Genomic DNA, 19,171 nt, shown 5'->3' on the forward strand with positions numbered 1-19,171 from the left:
ATCCCGCGCGACCGAAGTTTCGCAGTTGGCGGTCAGGATTTCGTTACGGTCGCCTTGTTGATCACAACGGTCGCATTCGGTGCGCCGTCGCCCTGTCCCGTGGCCTCACCGGCCGCGGCGATCTTCTTCAGGACCTTCATGCCCGACGCGGAAATCGTGCCGAACGGTGTGTAGCTGGGCGGAAGCTGGCTGTCCTGGTAGACCAGGAAGAACTGGCTGCCGCCGGTGTGCGCCTGGCCGGTGTTGGCCATGGCGATCGTGCCCGCCGGGTAGATGTTGTTCTTGAGGGATTTGTCCTTCAGGTTCTCGTCCGGAATGGTGTAGCCGGGGCCGCCCATGCCGGTGCCCTTGGGGTCACCGCACTGCAGCACGTAGATGCCGTTGGTGGTGAGCCGGTGGCACTTGGTGTGGTCGAGGTAGCCCTCGCTCGCCAGGAAGTTGAACGAGTTCACCGTGTGCGGGGCCGCGGACGTCTTCAGGGCGATGTCGATGTCGCCGCAGGTCGTCGCGAGCTTCATTTCGTACTTGGCCGACTTGTCGATGGTCATCGCCGGCTCCTTCTTCCAGCTCAGCGACTTCACCGCCCCCGCCGCCGCCTTCTCGCAGGGGTCCGGGGCCTTGCTCGGCGATGCGCTCGGAGTGACCTCCGCGCTCGCGTTCGACTTGCTGTCGTCGTTCTTGAAGACCCCGGTCGCATACGACACCACGCTGCCCACGACGATCACGCCGAGGACCGACGCGATCACCGAGTTGCGCACGTTCGCCTTGCGCCGCGCGGCAGTACGCCGCTGCTGCTGCCGCAAGAACTTCTCCCGGGCGAGCTGACGCCGCCGCTGCTCCTGGGTGACCACCGGGTTCTCTCCTCATGCGTCTCGTACGTCAACTGGGGCGCGTGCGTCTTGTGTGCCGATCGCCTGCGTGTGCCCCGTACCGTATATGGGTTCGCTGAGGAAACGGCAGCGCCGGTAGGCTCTGCGTCACTGCCATCCGCCCCGTACGACCACGTACGCCACAAATCGAAGGACGATCGTGCTCATTGCCGGGTTCCCGGCCGGCGCCTGGGGGACGAACTGTTATCTCGTCGCCCCCGGCGCCGGTGAGGAGTGCGTGATCATCGACCCGGGCCACCAGGCCGCCGAGGGAGTCGAGGAGACGCTGAGGAAGCATCGGCTCAAGCCCGTCGCGGTCGTCCTCACCCATGGCCACCTCGATCATGTGGCCTCGGTCGTCCCGGTGTGCGGCGCGCACGGTGTCCCGGCGTGGATCCACCCCGACGACCGCTACATGATGAGCGACCCGGAGAAGGCCCTCGGCCGTTCCATCGGGATGCCGCTGCTGGGCGAGTTGACCATCGGCGAACCGGACGACGTCAAGGAGCTCACGGACGGCGCGCGGCTGGAACTGGCGGGACTGGAACTGAGCGTGGCGCACGCGCCGGGCCATACCAAGGGGTCGGTGACGTTCAGGATGCCCGAGACCACGGACATCCCGTCCGTGTTCTTCTCGGGCGACCTGCTCTTCGCCGGCTCCATCGGACGCACCGACCTGCCCGGCGGTGACATGGCCGAGATGCTCGACTCGCTGGCACGGGTGTGCCTGCCGCTCGACGACTCGACCGTGGTGCTGTCCGGCCACGGCGCCCAGACGACCATCGGCCAGGAGCGCGCCACCAACCCGTACCTGCGGCAGGTGGCGGCCGGCCTTCAAGATCGCGGCGAGGGATCGAACCCCCCTCACCGACGAGGAATGTGACGAGATACCTCCCGTGAGCACCTTCAAGGCCCCCAAGGGCACCTACGACCTGATCCCGCCGGAGAGCGCGAAGTTCCTGGCGGTGCGGGAAGCCATCGCGGCCCCGCTGCGCAACTCCGGCTACGGCTACATCGAGACGCCCGGCTTCGAGAACGTCGAGCTGTTCGCCCGGGGCGTCGGTGAGTCGACGGACATCGTGACGAAGGAGATGTACGCCTTCGAGACCAAGGGCGGCGACAGGCTGGCCCTGCGCCCCGAGGGCACGGCGTCGGTCCTGCGCGCGGCGCTGGAGGCCAACCTCCACAAGCTGGGCAACCTCCCCGTCAAGCTCTGGTACTCGGGCTCGTACTACCGCTACGAGCGTCCCCAGAAGGGCCGTTACCGTCACTTCTCGCAGGTGGGCGCCGAGGCGATCGGCGCGGAGGATCCGGCGCTGGACGCCGAGCTGATCATCCTGGCGGACCAGGCGTACCGCACGCTGGGCCTCAGGAACTTCCGCATCCTGCTCAACTCGCTGGGCGACAAGGAGTGCCGGCCGGTCTACCGGGCGGCACTGCAGGACTTCCTCCGGGGCCTCGACCTGGACGAGGAGACGCTGCGCCGGGCCGACATCAACCCGCTGCGGGTGCTGGACGACAAGCGGGACGACGTCCAGAAGCAGCTGGTGGGAGCGCCCCTGCTGCGGGACTACCTCTGCGACGCCTGCAAGGCGTACCACGAGGAGGTCCGCGAGCTGATCACCGAGGCGGGCGTCGCCTTCGAGGACGACCCGAAGCTGGTCCGCGGCCTCGACTACTACACCCGGACGACCTTCGAGTTCGTCCACGACGGACTGGGCTCGCAGTCCGCGGTGGGCGGCGGCGGGCGCTACGACGGCCTGTCCGAGATGCTCGGCGGTCCCGCGCTGCCGTCGGTGGGCTGGGCGCTGGGCGTCGACCGTACGGTGCTGGCGCTTGAGGCGGAGGGGGTCGAGCTCGAACTCCCCTCCGCGACAAGCGTGTTCGCGGTGCCGCTGGGCGAGGAGGCTCGCCGGGTGCTGTTCGCGAAGGTCACGGAGCTGCGCAGGGTGGGGGTCGCGGCGGACTTCTCGTACGGTGCGAAAGGGCTCAAGGGCGCGATGAAGAACGCGAACCGCAGTGGGGCGCGTTACACGATCGTCGCCGGTGAGCGGGACCTCGCGGAGGGCGTGGTTCAGCTGAAGGACATGGAGTCCGGGGAGCAGACGGCGGTCGGCGTGAACGAGATCGTGGCGGAACTGGAGTCGAGGCTGGGCTGAGGCGCCGGGGTTCTCCCGCCCTCGCCGCCCCTACCCGTCCCATCCGTCCGGGGGCGCAGCCCCGGACCCGGCTCCGGCCCTGAAGGGGCCTCGTCCTCAAACGCCGGACGGGCTGAACGCCGGACGGGCCCGTGCCGCCCCGTCCGGCAGGCCGTGCCGCAGGCACGCCTTCGCCGTCCGCTCCCCGACCGTCTCCTCCGGGTCCCGTGGCCCCGGGCGGCAGTGGGCGAAACGGCGTGCGGGTTTCGCACGCCGTCAACTCGGCGGCCGTGGATTCGTCCTGCCGGACGAATCCGACACATGAGCGGCACGCGCGTGTGCCGCTCGCCGGATCCACGCCGAGCACGGGCACCTCGCCCCCGTCCCGGGACCCGGTTGCCCCGGAGGGGTTTCACGGCGGCCCTCCCGCCCGCGTCATCCGGCCCCAGCAGGCCGGACACCTCGCCCCGGTGGATGCCGGGACCGACGCCGTCCACCGCGCGGTCACGTCCCCGTGCGGCTTGCGCGGTCCCCGTACTCCCGGCGCGAGCTCCTTCGTGTGCGTTGTCATGCCCTCGGGTCTCGCCCCGAAGCCGGCCCTCCGGGACCGACCGCGCGTGCCTTCTTATGTCCACCGAACGGTGGACACGCGCCCGCGTGCGGCACAATGACCGTGCCCGCCAGCCCCCCTCTCGAAGCAACGGAACGGCGTGATGACCAAGACGACAGTGCTGAAGGACGGCGTCTCCACCGACCAGCCCGAGCCCCCCGCCGAGGCCGCGCGCTCCGTGGGCGGAAGCCGTGCGTTCGCCGTGATGCTGTTGCTCACCGGCGCGGCCGGACTGCTCGCGGCATGGGTCATCACGATCGACAAGTTCAAGCTGCTGGAAGCCAAGGTCGCGGGCACGACGTTCACGCCCGGCTGCAGCCTCAACCCCGTGGTGTCCTGCGGCAGCGTGATGGAGAGCAAGCAGGCCGCCGCCTTCGGGTTCCCCAACCCGATGCTCGGCCTCGTCGCCTATGGCATCGTCATCTGCGTCGGCATGAGCCTGCTCGGCCGGGCCCGCTACCCGCGCTGGTACTGGCTCACCTTCAACGCGGGCACCCTCTTCGGCGTCGGATTCTGCACCTGGCTCCAGTTCCAGTCCCTGTACCGGATCAACGCGCTGTGCCTGTGGTGCTCCCTCGCCTGGGTCGCGACGATCATCATGTTCTGGTACGTGACCTCGTTCAACGTGAGGAACGGCTTCATCCCCGCGCCGAAGTGGCTCAGGAGCTTCTTCGGCGAGTTCACCTGGGTCGTGCCGGTCCTGCACATCGGCATCATCGGGATGCTGATCCTGACCCGCTGGTGGGACTTCTGGACCAGCTGACAGGGCCCGCAGGCATTGTCAGTGGCGTGACATAGGGTTTCCGACGTGGAGCCCGACCTGTTCACCGCCGCAGCGGAAGCACGCCAGGAGAAGGACCCGTCCGGAAGTCCCCTGGCCGTGCGGATGCGCCCGCGTGTCCTCGACGAGGTCGTGGGCCAGCAGCATCTGCTGAAGCCGGGGTCGCCGCTGCGCCGTCTCGTCGGCGAGAGCGAGGGCGGACCGGCCGGACCCTCGTCCGTGATCCTCTGGGGACCGCCCGGCACCGGCAAGACGACTCTGGCGTACGTCGTGTCGAAGGCCACCGACAAGCGCTTCGTCGAACTGTCGGCGATCACCGCGGGCGTCAAGGAGGTCCGCGCGGTCATCGACGGGGCCCGCCGCGCCACCGGCGGCTTCGGCAAGGAGACCGTCCTCTTCCTCGACGAGATCCACCGCTTCAGCAAGGCCCAGCAGGACTCCCTGCTTCCCGCCGTCGAGAACCGCTGGGTGACCCTCATCGCGGCGACCACCGAGAACCCGTACTTCTCGGTGATCTCGCCCCTTCTCTCCCGCTCCCTCCTCCTCACCCTCGAACCCCTCACGGACGACGACCTGCGCGCCCTGCTGCGCCGCGCGGTCGCCGACGAGCGCGGCCTCAAGAGTGCCGTCACCCTGCCCGCGGACGCCGAGGAACACCTGCTGCGCATCGCCGGCGGAGACGCCCGCCGGGCCCTGACAGCCCTGGAGGCGGCCGCCGGAGCCGCGCTCGACAAGGGCGACGCGGACATCACCCTCCAGACCCTGGAGGAGACCGTCGACCGGGCGGCCGTGAAGTACGACCGTGACGGCGACCAGCACTACGACGTCGCCAGCGCCCTCATCAAGTCCATCCGGGGCTCCGACGTCGACGCGGCCCTGCACTACCTCGCCCGCATGATCGAGGCCGGCGAGGACCCCCGGTTCATCGCCCGCCGCCTGATGATCTCCGCCAGCGAGGACATCGGCCTCGCCGATCCGAACGCCCTGCCGATAGCCGTCGCCGCCGCGCAGGCCGTCGCCATGATCGGCTTCCCGGAGGCCGCGCTCACCCTCAGCCACGCCACCATCGCCCTCGCCCTGGCCCCCAAGTCCAACGCGGCGACCATGGCGATCGGCGCCGCCATGGAGGACGTGCGCAAGGGCCACGCGGGACCCGTGCCGATGCACCTGCGCGACGGGCACTACAAGGGCGCCGCCAAACTCGGCCACGCGCAGGGGTACGTGTACCCGCACGACCTGCCGGAAGGCATCGCCGAACAGCAGTACGCGCCGGAGGAGCTCAAGGACCGTACGTACTACGAACCGACCCGGCACGGAGCCGAGGCCAGGTACGCGGACGCGGTCGAGTGGACCCGGAGACACCTCGGTCGCAAGCGGTCCTGAGCACGCTGTAGAATCCTGCGCAGTGCTGCGTCCCGTGTCCGGCTCCGGTCGGCGCCTCAGGCGGGACAATCAGCCGGATCTTCTGATCCAGGAGCGTCGCGCACCTTCGTAGGTGTCGCGGGCAGCCCACCACCACCCGGGGTTCCGGGAACGGTCGGTGGGCCGTTCGTGTGCTGCACGTATGTGCCCAGCACAGGGGAACGGCTGCCTGGCGAGTCCCTCGCGGACCTGCCGGGAATCCCCGGCTGCGGATGCGACCTCCCGTAACCCTGAGGCAGCCGAAAAGGAAAAGGAAAAAGAGTGGCGAACCAGTCCCGCCCCAAGGTCAAGAAGTCGCGTGCCCTGGGCATCGCGCTGACCCCGAAGGCCGTCAAGTACTTCGAGGCCCGCCCCTACCCGCCGGGTGAGCACGGTCGTGGCCGCAAGCAGAACTCGGACTACAAGGTCCGTCTGCTGGAGAAGCAGCGTCTGCGCGCGCAGTACGACGTGTCCGAGCGTCAGCTCGTCCGCGCCTACGAGCGTGCCGCGAAGACGCAGGGCAAGACCGGTGAGGCCCTGGTCATCGAGCTGGAGCGTCGTCTCGACGCCCTGGTTCTGCGTTCGGGCATCGCCCGCACGATCTACCAGGCCCGCCAGATGGTCGTCCACGGCCACATCGAGGTCAACGGCCAGAAGGTCGACAAGCCGTCGTTCCGTGTCCGTCCCGACGACGTCGTGATGGTCCGCGAGCGCAGCCGCAGCAAGACCCTGTTCGAGGTCTCCCGCGCCGGTGGCTTCGCCCCCGACGGCGAGACCCCGCGCTACCTGCAGGTGAACCTCGGCGCCCTGGCCTTCCGCCTGGACCGCGAGCCGAACCGCAAGGAGATCCCGGTGATCTGCGACGAGCAGCTCGTCGTCGAGTACTACGCCCGCTGATCCAGCGGTCGCAGCACCAGGCATCACCGGCTTCACGCCTCGGCCCGTCGTTCCCCCGCCCTCACCGGTGGGGGAGCGGCGGGCTTTCGCGTACGGCCCCGCCCGCGTACGACCGCCGTACCGGCAGGGCCCGTCCGGGTACGGAGAGGCACCTCAGGCGCGATAGGGTCGGGGGCGACTTTCGAAGTGTCCGGAACCCAAGTGAAGTACCCCCAGAACACAGTCGATCTACGAGCGCAGAGAGCGGTGCGGTGTGACCGGTGGAGAGGTTGCCGGGATCCTGGTGGCCGTCTTCTGGGCGATCCTGGTCTCCTTCCTCGCCGTGGCGCTGGTGAGGCTGGCCCAGACGCTCAGGGCGACCACCAAGCTGGTCGCGGAGGTGACGGATCAGGCGGTGCCGCTGCTGGCCGACGCCTCCCAGGCCGTGCGCTCCGCACAGACGCAGATCGACCGGGTCGACGCCATCGCCACCGACGTCCAGGAGGTCACCTCCAACGCATCGGCGCTGTCGTCCACCGTCGCCTCGACCTTCGGCGGCCCCCTCGTCAAGGTCGCCGCGTTCGGATACGGCGTACGCCAGGCGATGAGCCGTACCAGGGCCGGCGAGGCGCCCGAGCCCGAGCGGGCCCGGCGCACCGTCGTCGTCGGCCGCACCGTACCGGCCCCGACGGGCCGAAAGCGCCGCAGGCAGAAGGGCTGAACCTCGCATGTTCCGCCGTACGTTCTGGTTCACCGCGGGCGCCGCGGCCGGTGTGTGGGCCACCACCAAGGTCAACCGCAAACTCCGGCAGCTGACCCCCGAGCACCTGGCCGCGCAGGCCGCCAACAAGGCGATCGAGGCCGGCCACCGGGTCAGGGACTTCGCCCTCGACGTACGGGCCGGGATGATCCAGCGCGAGGCAGAGCTGGGCGAGGCCCTCGGTATCGCCGAACCCCCGGGCCACGCGCTGCCCCCGCAGCGTCGGCTCGCCGCCCTCGACCGCGGGCCGGAAAACCTGAAGCACGATGAGAAGCACTACGGGATGCTGGACAACACGCACCCGTACAACCGGAATGAGGACCACTGATGGAGTCGGCTGAAATTCGTCGCCGCTGGCTGAGCTTCTTCGAGGAGCGCGGTCACACCGTCGTCCCTTCGGCGTCGCTCATCGCGGACGACCCGACTCTTCTCCTGGTCAACGCGGGCATGGTCCCCTTCAAGCCCTACTTCCTCGGTGAGACGAAGCCGCCCGCCCCGCGCGCCACCAGCGTGCAGAAGTGCGTGCGTACGCCCGACATCGAAGAGGTCGGCAAGACCACCCGGCACGGCACGTTCTTCCAGATGTGCGGCAACTTCTCCTTCGGGGACTACTTCAAGGAAGGAGCCATCAAGTACGCCTGGGAGCTGCTCACCAACTCCGTCGCCGACGGTGGCTACGGCCTTGAGCCCGAGAAGCTCTGGATCACCGTCTACCTCGACGACGACGAGGCCGAGCAGATCTGGCGCGAGCAGATCGGCGTCCCGGCCGAGCGCATCCAGCGCCTGGGCAAGAAGGACAACTTCTGGTCCATGGGCGTCCCCGGACCGTGCGGACCCTGCTCCGAGATCAACTACGACCGTGGCCCCGAGTTCGGCGTCGAGGGCGGCCCGGCCGTCAACGACGAGCGGTACGTGGAGATCTGGAACCTGGTCTTCATGCAGTACGAGCGTGGCGCCGGCGACGGCAAGGAGGACTTCCCGATCCTCGGGGACCTCCCGTCGCAGAACATCGACACCGGTCTCGGCCTCGAACGACTCGCCATGATCCTCCAGGGCGTACAGAACATGTACGAGACCGACACCCTGCGCGTCGTCATGGACAAGGCCACCGAGCTGACCGGTGTGCGCTACGGCGAGAAGCACGACACCGACGTCTCCATGCGCGTGGTCGCCGACCACATCCGTACGTCCGTCATGCTCATCGGCGACGGCGTCACGCCCGGCAACGAGGGGCGCGGCTACGTGCTGCGCCGCATCATGCGCCGCGCCATCCGCAACATGCGCCTGATGGGCGCCTCCGGACCGGTCGTCGCCGACCTCGTCGACGTCGTCATCAAGACGATGGGCCAGCAGTACCCGGAGCTCGTCACCGACCGCAAGCGCATCGAGACCGTGGCCCTCGCCGAGGAGGCCGCCTTCCTCAAGGCCCTCAAGGGCGGCACCAACATCCTCGACACCGCCGTCACGGAGACCAAGGCCGGCGGTGGCAAGGTCCTCTCCGGCGACAAGGCCTTCCTGCTCCACGACACCTGGGGCTTCCCGATCGACCTCACCCTCGAAATGGCCGCCGAACAGGGCCTTTCCGTGGACGAGGACGGCTTCCGGCGCCTGATGAAGGAGCAGCGGGACCGCGCCAAGGCCGACGCCAAGGCCAAGAAGACCGGCCACGCCGACATGGGCGCCTACCGCGAGATCGCCGACGCCGCCGGTGAGACCGAGTTCGTCGGATACGACCGTACCGAGGGAGAGTCGACGGTCGTCGGCATCCTCGTCGACGGTGTCTCCTCCCCGGCCGCCAGCGAGGGCGACGAGGTCGAGATCGTCCTCGACCGCACCCCGTTCTACGCCGAGGGCGGCGGCCAGATCGGCGACACCGGCCGCATCAGGATCGACACCGGTGCCGTCATCGAGGTCCGCGACTGCCAGAAGCCGGTGCCCGGGGTGTATGTCCACAAGGGCGTCGTCCAGGTCGGCGAGGTGACCGTCGGTGCCAAGGCCCAGGCCGCCATCGACGTGCGCCGCCGCACGGCCATCGCCCGCGCCCACTCGGCCACCCACCTCACCCACCAGGCCCTGCGCGACGCCCTCGGACCGACGGCCGCCCAGGCCGGTTCCGAGAACCAGCCCGGCCGCTTCCGCTTCGACTTCGGTTCGCCGTCCGCCGTCCCGACGGCCGTGATGACCGACGTCGAGCAGCAGATCAACGAGGTGCTCGCCCGAGACCTCGACGTGCACGCCGAGATCCTCAGCCTCGACGAGGCCAAGAAGCAGGGCGCCATCGCCGAGTTCGGCGAGAAGTACGGCGAGCGCGTGCGCGTCGTGACGATCGGCGACTTCTCCAAGGAGCTGTGCGGCGGCACGCACGTCCACAACACCTCGCAGCTCGGCCTGGTCAAGCTCCTCGGCGAGTCGTCCATCGGCTCCGGCGTGCGGCGTATCGAGGCCCTGGTGGGCGTGGACGCCTACAACTTCCTGGCCCGGGAGCACACGGTCGTCGCCCAGCTCCAGGAGCTGGTCAAGGGCCGCCCGGAGGAGCTTCCGGAGAAGGTCTCCGCCATGCTCGGCAAGCTGAAGGACGCCGAGAAGGAGATCGAGAAGTTCCGCGCCGAGAAGGTGCTCCAGGCCGCCGCCGGTCTCGCCCAGGGCGCCAAGGACGTCAACGGGGTCGCCCTCGTCACGGGCCAGGTCCCGGACGGCACGAGCGCCGACGACCTGCGCAAGCTGGTCCTCGACGTGCGGGGGCGCATCCAGGGCGGCCGGGCTGCCGTCGTCGCCCTCTTCACCACGGCCAACGGCAAGCCGCTGACGGTCATCGCCACCAACGAGGCCGCCCGCGAGCGTGGTCTCAAGGCGGGTGACCTGGTTCGTACGGCCGCCAAGACCCTCGGTGGCGGCGGTGGCGGCAAGCCGGACGTCGCCCAGGGCGGTGGCCAGAACCCGGCCGCCATCGGCGATGCCGTCGACGCCGTCGAGCGCCTTGTGGCGGAAACGGCCAAGTGAGCGGCGACGACAACACGATGCGCCGCGGTCGTCGACTCGCGATCGACGTCGGGGACGCCCGGATCGGGGTCGCCTCGTGCGACCCCGACGGGATCCTCGCCACTCCGGTGGAGACGGTCCCGGGACGGGACGTTCCCGCAGCTCAGCGCAGGTTGAAGCAACTCGTCGACGAGTACGAACCCATCGAGGTCGTCGTCGGCCTCCCTCGCTCCCTGAAGGGGAGCGAGGGCCCCGCCGCCGTCAAGGTCCGCGGCTTCGCCCAGCAGCTCGCCCGCCTGATCACGCCGGTCCCGGTCCGTCTGGTGGACGAGCGCATGACGACGGTGACGGCCAGTCAGGGACTGCGTGCCTCGGGCGTGAAATCGAAAAAGGGCAGATCGGTCATCGACCAGGCCGCAGCCGTGATCATCCTGCAGCAGGCCCTGGAATCCGAACGGGTGTCAGGTAAAGCACCCGGCGAGGGCGTCGAAGTGGTCATCTGATCGCGATACGGTAACGTTCCGCGCGATTGTGGCTCTGTTCGAACAGTAGCCGCACAGTAAGAGGCGGAACGGTAGCGGCGATGTGGGGGCCGCGTGATCGGCCGCCTCGCGGCTCTAGGGGATTGATGACTGAGTATGGCCGGGGCCCAGGCTCCGAACCGTGGCATCCGGAGGACCCGTTGTACGGGGACGGCGGATGGGAAGGACAGCAGGCCCAGGCCGACCAGTCCTCCTACGGCGGCCAGCCGCAGCACTACCCGCAGCAGCCGCAGCAGCAGTACGGCGACTGGGGCACCGACGGCCAGCAGGCCGCCTACGGTCAGGCGCAGCAGCAGTACCCGCAGCAGTACCAGCAGCAGCCCCAGCCTCAGCAGTACCAGCAGTACGGTGACCAGGCCCACCAGCAGCAGTACGGCGATCAGGGCCAGCAGCAGTACGCGAACGGTGGCTGGGACGCCGGTCAGCAGGCACAGGTCCCGTACGTCGCCGACCCCACGGACCCGTACGCCCAGCAGGCCGCCGCGTACGGCGGTGAGCAGCCCGACTACTACGGCACGCCCGACGCCTACCCGCCGCCGGAGCCGCCGGCCAGGCGCCGTGCCGAGCCGGAACCCGAATCCGAGCCTCGGTCGGAACCGGAACCGCAGTCCGGCTGGGACCCCGGTCCCGACCAGGGCGAGCATGCCTTCTTCGCGGGTGGTGACGATGGCGACGACGCGGAGGACGAGGCCGAGGGGCGTCGGGGCCGCGGCAACCGGAAGGGCCGGGACGGCGACAAGGGCGGCAAGAGCGGAAAAGGCGGCAAGACCAAGAAGAGCCGCAACGGAACCGCCTGCCTTGTGGTCGTCCTGGTGTTCGGCGGCGGCATCGCCGGAATCGGCTATTTCGGATACCAGTTCTACCAGAACCGTTTCGGCGCGGCTCCCGACTACGCGGGTGACGGCACGAGCGCGACCGTGACGGTCGAGATCCCCAAGGGTGCGGGCGGTTACGAAATCGCCCAGGCGCTGAAGGCGAAAGGTGTCGTCAAGAGTGTCGACGCCTTCGTGGCCGCGCAGTCGGAGAACCCCGACGGGAAGAAGATCCAGGCCGGCGTCTATGTCCTGAACAAGGAGATGTCCGCCAAGAGCGCCGTCACGTTGATGCTCGATCCCAAGAGCCAGAACAATATGATCGTAAAGCCAGGGCAGCGGAACGTCCAGGTCTACGAGGAGATCGACAAGCATCTCGGGCTTTCCAAGGGCACTACCGCGAAGGTTGCCAAGGCGGAATACAAAAGCCTCGGACTTCCGGACTGGGCGAACGACAACAAGGAAATCAAGGACCCGCTGGAAGGTTTCCTTTACCCGGCGACCTATCCGGCCGCCAAGGGCATGAAGCCCGCAGAACTCCTTAAGGACATGGTCACGCAGGCCAGCGCGAAGTACGACGCGCTTGACCTCGAAGCCAAGGCCAAGGAGCTCAAACTCGACAGCCCGCTACAGGTTCTCACGGTCGCGAGCCTCGTCCAGGCCGAGGGCAAGACCATCGACGACTACCGCAAGATGGCGGAAGTGGTCTACAACCGTCTCGATTACTCGAACCCCGAGACCTACGGCTTCCTGCAGTTCGACTCGACCTTCAACTACGTGAAGAACGAGAGCAACATCGAAATCAGTGAGTCGGAGATCAACAGCAACAAGGACCCGTACAACACGTACACCAACAAGGGTCTGCCGCCCGGTCCGATCGGAAACCCGGGAGATGTGGCGATGAAGGCGACGCTGGATCCGACCGACGACGGCTGGTACTACTTCGTGGCGACCGACGGTGTGAGCAAGACCGAATTCGCCAAGACGCACGATGAATTCCTCAAGCTCAAGGACAAGTTCGATGCGAGAACGGGCAGCTGACGCCCGCCGGGCCGCGGTGCTCGGTTCCCCCATCGCCCACTCCCTCTCGCCGGCGCTGCACCGCGCGGCGTACGAGGAACTGGGGCTCAGGGACTGGACGTACGACCGTTTCGAGGTCGACGAGGCGGGGCTGCCGGAGTTCCTGGGAGGGCTCGGGGCCGAGTGGGCGGGGCTGTCGCTCACCATGCCGCTGAAGCGGGCTGTCATACCGCTGCTCGACGAGGTCAGCGAGACGGCAGCGTCGGTCGAGGCCGTCAACACCGTGGTGTTCGGCGCGGACGGGCGGTGCGTCGGGGACAACACCGACATCCCCGGGATCGTGGGCGCCCTGCGCGAGCACGGCATCGAGGAGGTCGGCTCCGCCGCGATCCTCGGCGCCGGCGCCACCGCATCCTCGGCGCTCGCCGCGCTGGCCCGGATCTGTACGGGCGAGGTCGTCGTGTACGTCCGCAGCGAGGCCCGGGGAGCCGAGATGCGGCAGTGGGGCGAGCGCCTCGACGTCGAGGTCCGTACGGCGGACTGGGCGGACGCGGCACGGGCGCTGCACGCGCCGCTGGTGATCGCCACCACTCCGGCCGGGGCCACGGACGAGCTGTCCCGTGCGGTCCCGGAACGGCCCGCGACCCTCTTCGACGTGCTCTACCACCCCTGGCCGACCGATCTGGCGGCCCGCTGGTCGGCGTACGGCGGGGCGGTCGTGAGCGGACTCGACCTGCTGGTGCACCAGGCGGTGCTTCAGGTGGAACAGATGACCGGGCTCGTCCCGGGCCCGCTGGGTGCCATGCGCAGGGCGGGCGAGAAGGCACTCGCCGACCGCTGACCCGACACGGCGCCGCGTCCGCTTGCTGGACCGCCGATCAGGCATTCGGCCCGGACGTGGGAGGATCGGGAGGTGGCGGGCCAGGGCCGCGCACCCGGTCACGCCGTCGCCGTACGCGAGGACGCGCGTACGCAGGGCAGTACCAGGGCGCGAGTATGAGGAGCACCGTTGAGCAGGTTGCGCTGGTTGACCGCGGGGGAGTCCCACGGTCCCGCTCTTGTCGCGACGTTGGAGGGTCTTCCCGCCGGCGTGCCGATCACCACGGAGCTGGTGGCGGACCACCTGGCGAGGCGGCGGCTCGGTTATGGGCGCGGTGCCCGGATGAAGTTCGAGCAGGACGAGATCACCTTCCTCGGCGGTGTGCGGCACGGTCTGTCGATGGGGTCGCCGGTCGCGGTGATGGTCGGCAACACCGAGTGGCCGAAGTGGGAGCAGGTGATGTCGGCCGACCCGGTGGATCCGGAGATCCTGGCCGGGCTCGCCCGCAACGCGCCGCTGACCCGCCCCCGTCCCGGTCACGCCGACCTCGCGGGCATGCAGAAGTACGGCTTCGACGAGGCCCGTCCGATCCTGGAGCGTGCCTCCGCGCGTGAGACGGCGGCCCGGGTGGCGCTGGGCGCGGTCGCCCGGTCGTTCCTGAAGGCGGCGGCCGGGATCGAGATCGTCTCGCACGTCGTCGAACTGGCGGCGGCGAAGGCCCCGTACGGCGTCTACCCCAAGCCCTCCGATGTCGAGAGGCTGGACGCCGACCCGGTGCGCTGCCTGGACGCCGACGCGTCGAAGGCGATGGTCGCGGAGATCGACCAGGCCCACAAGGACGGCGACACCCTCGGTGGTGTGGTCGAGGTGCTGGCGTACGGCGTGCCCGTGGGCCTGGGCTCGCACGTGCACTGGGACCGGCGCCTCGACGCGCGGCTGGCCGGCGCGCTGATGGGCATCCAGGCCATCAAGGGCGTCGAGGTCGGTGACGGGTTCGACCTCGCGCGCGTGCCGGGCTCGAAGGCGCACGACGAGATCGTCCCCACCGACGACGGCATCCGGCGTGCGACCGGCCGGTCCGGTGGCACGGAGGGCGGCCTGTCCACGGGTGAGCTGCTGCGCGTACGGGCGGCGATGAAGCCGATCGCGACCGTGCCGCGCGCCCTGCAGACCGTCGACGTGGTCACCGGTGAGGCCACGCAGGCCCACCACCAGCGTTCCGACGTGTGTGCGGTCCCGGCAGCCGGGATCGTCGCCGAGGCGATGGTGGCCCTCGTGCTGGCCGACGCGGTCGTGGAGAAGTTCGGCGGGGACAGCGTGCCCGAGACGCGCCGCAACGTGGAGTCCTACCTCGAACACCTGATCGTCCGGTGAGCGCGGTGCAGATCGTACTGGTCGGGCCCATGGGTGTCGGCAAGTCCACCGTCGGGCGGCTGCTGGCCGGGCGGCTCGACTGCGCGTACCGGGACACGGACGACGACATCGTCGCGGAGCAGGGCCGCACGATCGCCGACATCTTCGTCGACGAGGGCGAGCCGGCCTTCCGGGCCGTCGAGAAGCAGGCCGTCCAGCGGGCGCTGGCCGAGCACGACGGCGTCCTCGCCCTCGGCGGCGGCTCGATCCTCGACGAGGACACCCGCGAGCTGCTGGCCGGGCACCGGGTCGTGTACCTGTCGATGGACGTCGAGGAAGCCGTCCAGCGCACCGGCCTGAACGCGGCCCGCCCCCTGCTGGCGGTCAACCCGCGCCGGCAGTGGCGGGAGCTGATGGAAGCCCGTCGCCACCTGTACACGGAGGTCGCCGACGCGGTCGTCGCCACCGATGGCCGTACGCCCGAAGAGGTCACCCAAGCCGTCCTGGACGCACTGGAGTTGAAGTCAGCATGAGTAGCGAGGCAGTGACGCGGATCCAGGTCGGAGGCACGGCGGGCAGCGACCCGTACGAGGTCCTGATCGGCCGCCAGCTCCTGGAGGAGCTGGGCGGGCTGATCGGGCCCAGGACGAAGCGGGTCGCGGTGATCCACCCCGAGGCGCTCGCCGAGACGGGTGAGGCGCTGCGCGCCGACCTGGCGGGCCAGGGCTTCGAGACGGTCGCCATCCAGGTGCCGAACGCGGAGGAGGCCAAGACCGCAGAGGTGGCCGCCTACTGCTGGAAGGCGCTCGGACAGTCCAACTTCACCCGCACCGACGTCGTCGTCGGCGTCGGCGGCGGGGCGACCACCGACCTGGCCGGCTTCGTGGCCGCGACCTGGCTGCGCGGAGTGCGCTGGATCGCGATCCCGACGACGGTACTGGCGATGGTGGACGCGGCGGTCGGCGGCAAGACCGGCATCAACACCGCCGAGGGCAAGAACCTCGTCGGCTCCTTCCACCCGCCCGCCGGTGTGCTCTGCGACCTGGCGGCGCTGGACTCCCTCCCGGTCAACGACTACGTGTCGGGGCTCGCGGAGATCATCAAGGCCGGCTTCATCGCCGACCCGGTGATCCTTGAGCTGATCGAGTCCGACCCGCAGGCCGCCCGCACCCCGGCCGGTCCGCACACCGCCGAGCTGATCGAGCGGTCGATCAAGGTGAAGGCGGAGGTCGTCTCCTCGGACCTCAAGGAGTCGGGCCTGCGCGAGATCCTGAACTACGGTCACACGCTCGCGCACGCCATCGAGAAGAACGAGCGCTACCAGTGGCGGCACGGCGCGGCCGTCTCCGTCGGTATGCACTTCGCGGCCGAACTGGGCCGCCTCGCGGGCAGGTTGGACGACGCCACGGCCGACCGGCACCGCACGGTCCTGGAGTCCGTGGGCCTGCCGCTGCACTACCGCTACGACCAGTGGCCCAAGCTGCTGGAGACGATGAAGCTCGACAAGAAGTCCCGGGGCGACCTGCTGCGGTTCATCGTCCTCGACGGGCTGGCCAAGCCGACCGTCCTGGAAGGACCCGACCCGGCCGTCCTCCTCGCCGCCTACGGCGAAGTGGGGCAGTAGCTCCCCACTCGGGCGGTTGGCCCGATTCGCCTGTGGCGGCGGGCACTTCGGGCCGTTCCGGGCCGTTCACCAAACGGCGGCCCGGGACGGTACCGTTCGGTTGCGAGCGGGGTCCGTGCCCCGTCGGCCAGCGCCGATCGCCTGTACGAGATGGAGTGGCACCGGATGCAGGACGCAGTGGGGTCTCCGCTGCCGCCGCCCCACCAGCCGGGGCAAGGACCGGGCGCCGACTGGTCGTCGGCCGCCCCGCACGCGGGGCAGCAACACCCGGGCGTACACCCGGGTTCCGCACCCCCGAGCCGGCCACCGGCTCCGGCCCCGGTCTACACCGGGGGAGTCCCCTCGGGACCGGGTCCGCAGGCCCAGCATCCGCCCGTCCCGCAGCACGCTCCCGTGCCTCAGCATGCCCCGGTGCCGCCTGCGCCCGACACCACCGGCCATGTGCGGCTGCCGCAGGGCGACTTCGTCCCGACACCGGGCCCGCCGCCCGCCACGGGACCGGTCGACCCGGCCTCCGCGCCCCTCGCCGTGCTGCTGATCGGCCCAGCGGGCGCCGGGAAGACGAGTGTCGCGAAGTACTGGGCCGACCATCGCCGGGTGCCCACCGCGCACATCAGCCTCGACGACGTACGCGAATGGGTCCGCTCGGGCTTCGCCGACCCGCAGTCGGGGTGGAACGACCATTCCGAGGCGCAGTATCGTCTCGCCCGCCGCACCTGCGGCTTCGCCGCGCGCAACTTCCTGGCCAACGGCATCTCCTGCATCCTCGACGACGCGGTCTTCCCCGACCGCCCGGTCGTCGGCCTCGGTGGCTGGAAGCGGCACGTCGGGCCCGGTCTGCTGCCGGTCGTGCTGCTGCCCGGCCTGGAGATCGTCCTGGAGCGCAACGCCGAGCGCTCCGGCAACCGCCGCCTCCCGGACGAGGAGGTCGCCCGCATCCACGGCAGGATGGCGGGCTGGTACGGCTCCGGGCTCCCGATCGTCGACAACTCCCAGCTCGACGTACCGGCGACGGCACGGGTGCTGGACGAGGTCCTGGCGCGACTGCTGGCCAGCCCGCCCAAGTGGTAGACGGGCGGTGCGGGTGGGAAGCGGGGCAGGGTACGCCCGGCCCCGGGCGGGTGCCTGCCGGACAGCGAGTGCCGGTCGCCGGGTCCGGGTGGGCCGAACGGGTGATCGCCCCCGCCGCCCCTACCCGTCCCGTCCCTGGGGGCTGCGCCCCCAGACCCCCGCTGTCGGCCTGAACGGCCTCGTCCTCAAACGCCGGACGGGCTGAAGATCAGCCCCTCCGGCGTTTGAGGAGCGGGGTCTGGGGCGGAGCCCCAGAAGGACGGGACGGGCAGGGGCGGCGGGGGCGAAAGACCTGCGGCCAGCCTCCTCGCCCCCGCTGGTGACCCCCGCCGCCCGGTCGGCCCTCTCCGACCGGCGCGGTTCCAGCCGCGCTCTTACGCTCGGGGCATGTCAGAGGTGTACGCGGCGCGCAGAGCGCGGCTTCGGGAGCGGTGTCACGCGGGCGGCAGTGCGGGAGCGCTGGTCTCCCGTGCCGCCAATGTGCGGTATCTCGCGGGCGCGGCCCCGCAGGGAGCCGTACTGCTGCTGGGAAAGCGTGAGGACCTGCTCGTGTGGGCGGGGCCCGAGGACGACCGGGCCCCCGAGGGCGGCCGTCCGGACGAGGCCCTGCGCGTGCACGCCCTGTCCGCGACCGGCGGCGACCCGGCGGTCGCCGCCGCGGATCTCGCCGCCGCCCAGGGCGCCGACTCCCTCGCCGTCGAGGAGCACCACCTGACCGTGGCCCGGCACAGGGCCATCGGCTCGGTCGCGCCCCGGCTGCGCCTCACCGACCTCGGCGGCGCCGTCGAGCAGCTCCGGCTGGTCAAGGACGAGGAGGAGATCGCCTGTCTGCGGATCGCCGCCGAGATCACCGACCAGGCACTGGGCGAGCTGCTGGAGTCCATCCTCGTCGGGCGTACGGAGAGGCATCTCGCCCTCGAACTGGAACGGCGGCTCGTCGATCACGGCGCCGACGGGCCCGCGTTCGCGACCGCCGTCGCCACCGGGCCGCACTCCGGCCGCCGGGGGCATCGGCCCACCGATCGGCGCGTGGAAGAAGGAGACTTCCTCTCTGTTTGTCTCGGCGCCGTCTACCGCGGATACCGCTGTGAAATCGGTCGCACGTTCGTCATCGGGACCTCGCCGGCCGACTGGCAGATCGAGCTCTACGACCTCGTCTTCGCAGCCCAGCGGGCTGGACGCGAGGCCCTCGCACCCGGCGCGGCCTACCGTGACGTGGACCGCGCGGCACGCCAGGTACTGGACTCCGCGGGCTACGCGGACCGCCTTCCGGAGCTCACCGGACACGGTGTCGGGCTCGAAATCGACGAGGACCCGCAGCTCGCCCCCGCGGCCATGGGTAAACTGGACGCTTGCGTGCCGGTCACCGTCGAACCGGGGGTCCACCTCCCGGGCCGGGGCGGTGTCCGGATCGATGACACGCTCGTCGTACGCCCTGAGGCGGACGGCGGACCCGAGCTACTCACCATCACGACCAAGGAACTGCTCGCGCTCTAGCTTCGAGCTGTCGCGTCC

At 70.1% G+C, this 19,171-nt stretch carries 17 protein-coding genes; 16 read left to right on the forward strand and 1 reads right to left on the reverse strand.

Translation table 11 applies throughout. The features are described from left to right. Positions 1-32: 32 nt before the first annotated feature. Complete coding sequence (locus OG595_RS35825; protein WP_329279427.1) at positions 33-851, reverse strand: peptidylprolyl isomerase; 819 nt, start codon at positions 849-851, stop codon at positions 33-35. 178 nt (positions 852-1,029) lie between these two features. On the opposite strand from OG595_RS35825, the gene OG595_RS35830 reads away from it, so the two are divergent. The 16 genes from OG595_RS35830 to OG595_RS35905 all read left to right on the forward strand — a co-directional run bounded on the left by OG595_RS35830 (position 1,030) and on the right by OG595_RS35905 (position 19,153). Then, positions 1,030-1,752 (forward strand): MBL fold metallo-hydrolase, encoded by a 723-nt coding sequence (locus OG595_RS35830; protein WP_329279430.1) that lies wholly within the window; start codon positions 1,030-1,032, stop codon positions 1,750-1,752. Between the two features lie 13 nt (positions 1,753-1,765). Then, the gene (gene hisS / locus OG595_RS35835; RefSeq protein WP_327693648.1) at positions 1,766-3,028 is read left to right on the forward strand and encodes a histidine--tRNA ligase; all 1,263 of its coding nucleotides are present in this window, start codon (positions 1,766-1,768) and stop codon (positions 3,026-3,028) included. A 692-nt stretch (positions 3,029-3,720) separates the two neighbouring features. Then, positions 3,721-4,380, forward strand: a complete 660-nt coding sequence (locus OG595_RS35840) for a vitamin K epoxide reductase family protein (RefSeq protein WP_329279432.1) — start codon at positions 3,721-3,723, stop codon at positions 4,378-4,380. Between the two features lie 45 nt (positions 4,381-4,425). Continuing rightward, a complete protein-coding gene (locus tag OG595_RS35845) occupies positions 4,426-5,781 on the forward strand; it encodes a replication-associated recombination protein A (protein WP_329279433.1) in 1,356 nt (451 codons plus the stop codon). Between the two features lie 300 nt (positions 5,782-6,081). After that, positions 6,082-6,696: a 30S ribosomal protein S4 gene (gene rpsD, locus OG595_RS35850; RefSeq protein WP_329279435.1), complete on the forward strand. Its 615-nt coding sequence runs from the start codon at positions 6,082-6,084 to the stop codon at positions 6,694-6,696. A 253-nt stretch (positions 6,697-6,949) separates the two neighbouring features. After that, the gene (locus OG595_RS35855; protein WP_329279438.1) at positions 6,950-7,396 is read left to right on the forward strand and encodes a DUF948 domain-containing protein; all 447 of its coding nucleotides are present in this window, start codon (positions 6,950-6,952) and stop codon (positions 7,394-7,396) included. Positions 7,397-7,403: 7 nt separating this feature from the next. Next, a complete protein-coding gene (locus OG595_RS35860; protein ID WP_329279440.1) occupies positions 7,404-7,763 on the forward strand; it encodes a hypothetical protein in 360 nt (119 codons plus the stop codon). Continuing rightward, on the forward strand, positions 7,763-10,435 hold the full coding sequence (alaS, locus tag OG595_RS35865; RefSeq protein ID WP_329279442.1) for an alanine--tRNA ligase: 2,673 nt from the start codon (positions 7,763-7,765) through the stop codon (positions 10,433-10,435). The genes OG595_RS35860 and alaS overlap by 1 nt, the downstream gene beginning before the upstream one ends. Before the next feature lie 17 nt (positions 10,436-10,452). Continuing rightward, positions 10,453-10,917, forward strand: coding sequence for a Holliday junction resolvase RuvX (gene ruvX / locus OG595_RS35870; protein ID WP_329283466.1), 465 nt, complete (start codon positions 10,453-10,455; stop codon positions 10,915-10,917). Between the two features lie 125 nt (positions 10,918-11,042). Beyond that, the gene (gene mltG, locus OG595_RS35875; RefSeq protein WP_329283468.1) at positions 11,043-12,809 is read left to right on the forward strand and encodes an endolytic transglycosylase MltG; all 1,767 of its coding nucleotides are present in this window, start codon (positions 11,043-11,045) and stop codon (positions 12,807-12,809) included. Beyond that, a complete protein-coding gene (locus OG595_RS35880; protein WP_329279444.1) occupies positions 12,790-13,629 on the forward strand; it encodes a shikimate dehydrogenase in 840 nt (279 codons plus the stop codon). The genes mltG and OG595_RS35880 overlap by 20 nt, the downstream gene beginning before the upstream one ends. A gap of 168 nt (positions 13,630-13,797) precedes the next feature. After that, positions 13,798-14,982: a chorismate synthase gene (gene aroC, locus OG595_RS35885; protein ID WP_329279446.1), complete on the forward strand. Its 1,185-nt coding sequence runs from the start codon at positions 13,798-13,800 to the stop codon at positions 14,980-14,982. 29 nt (positions 14,983-15,011) lie between these two features. Beyond that, on the forward strand, positions 15,012-15,494 hold the full coding sequence (locus OG595_RS35890; RefSeq protein ID WP_329283470.1) for a shikimate kinase: 483 nt from the start codon (positions 15,012-15,014) through the stop codon (positions 15,492-15,494). Further along, positions 15,491-16,585 (forward strand): 3-dehydroquinate synthase, encoded by a 1,095-nt coding sequence (aroB, locus tag OG595_RS35895; RefSeq protein ID WP_329279448.1) that lies wholly within the window; start codon positions 15,491-15,493, stop codon positions 16,583-16,585. The genes OG595_RS35890 and aroB overlap by 4 nt, the downstream gene beginning before the upstream one ends. Positions 16,586-16,750: 165 nt before the next feature. Then, the gene (locus tag OG595_RS35900; RefSeq protein WP_329279449.1) at positions 16,751-17,656 is read left to right on the forward strand and encodes a Pro-rich N-terminal domain-containing protein; all 906 of its coding nucleotides are present in this window, start codon (positions 16,751-16,753) and stop codon (positions 17,654-17,656) included. A gap of 387 nt (positions 17,657-18,043) precedes the next feature. Continuing rightward, positions 18,044-19,153: an aminopeptidase P family protein gene (locus OG595_RS35905; RefSeq protein ID WP_329279451.1), complete on the forward strand. Its 1,110-nt coding sequence runs from the start codon at positions 18,044-18,046 to the stop codon at positions 19,151-19,153. The last annotated feature ends 18 nt before the right edge of the window (positions 19,154-19,171 follow it).

It is taken from the genome of Streptomyces sp. NBC_01451 (assembly GCF_036227485.1).
Classification (GTDB): Bacteria; Actinomycetota; Actinomycetes; order Streptomycetales; family Streptomycetaceae; genus Streptomyces.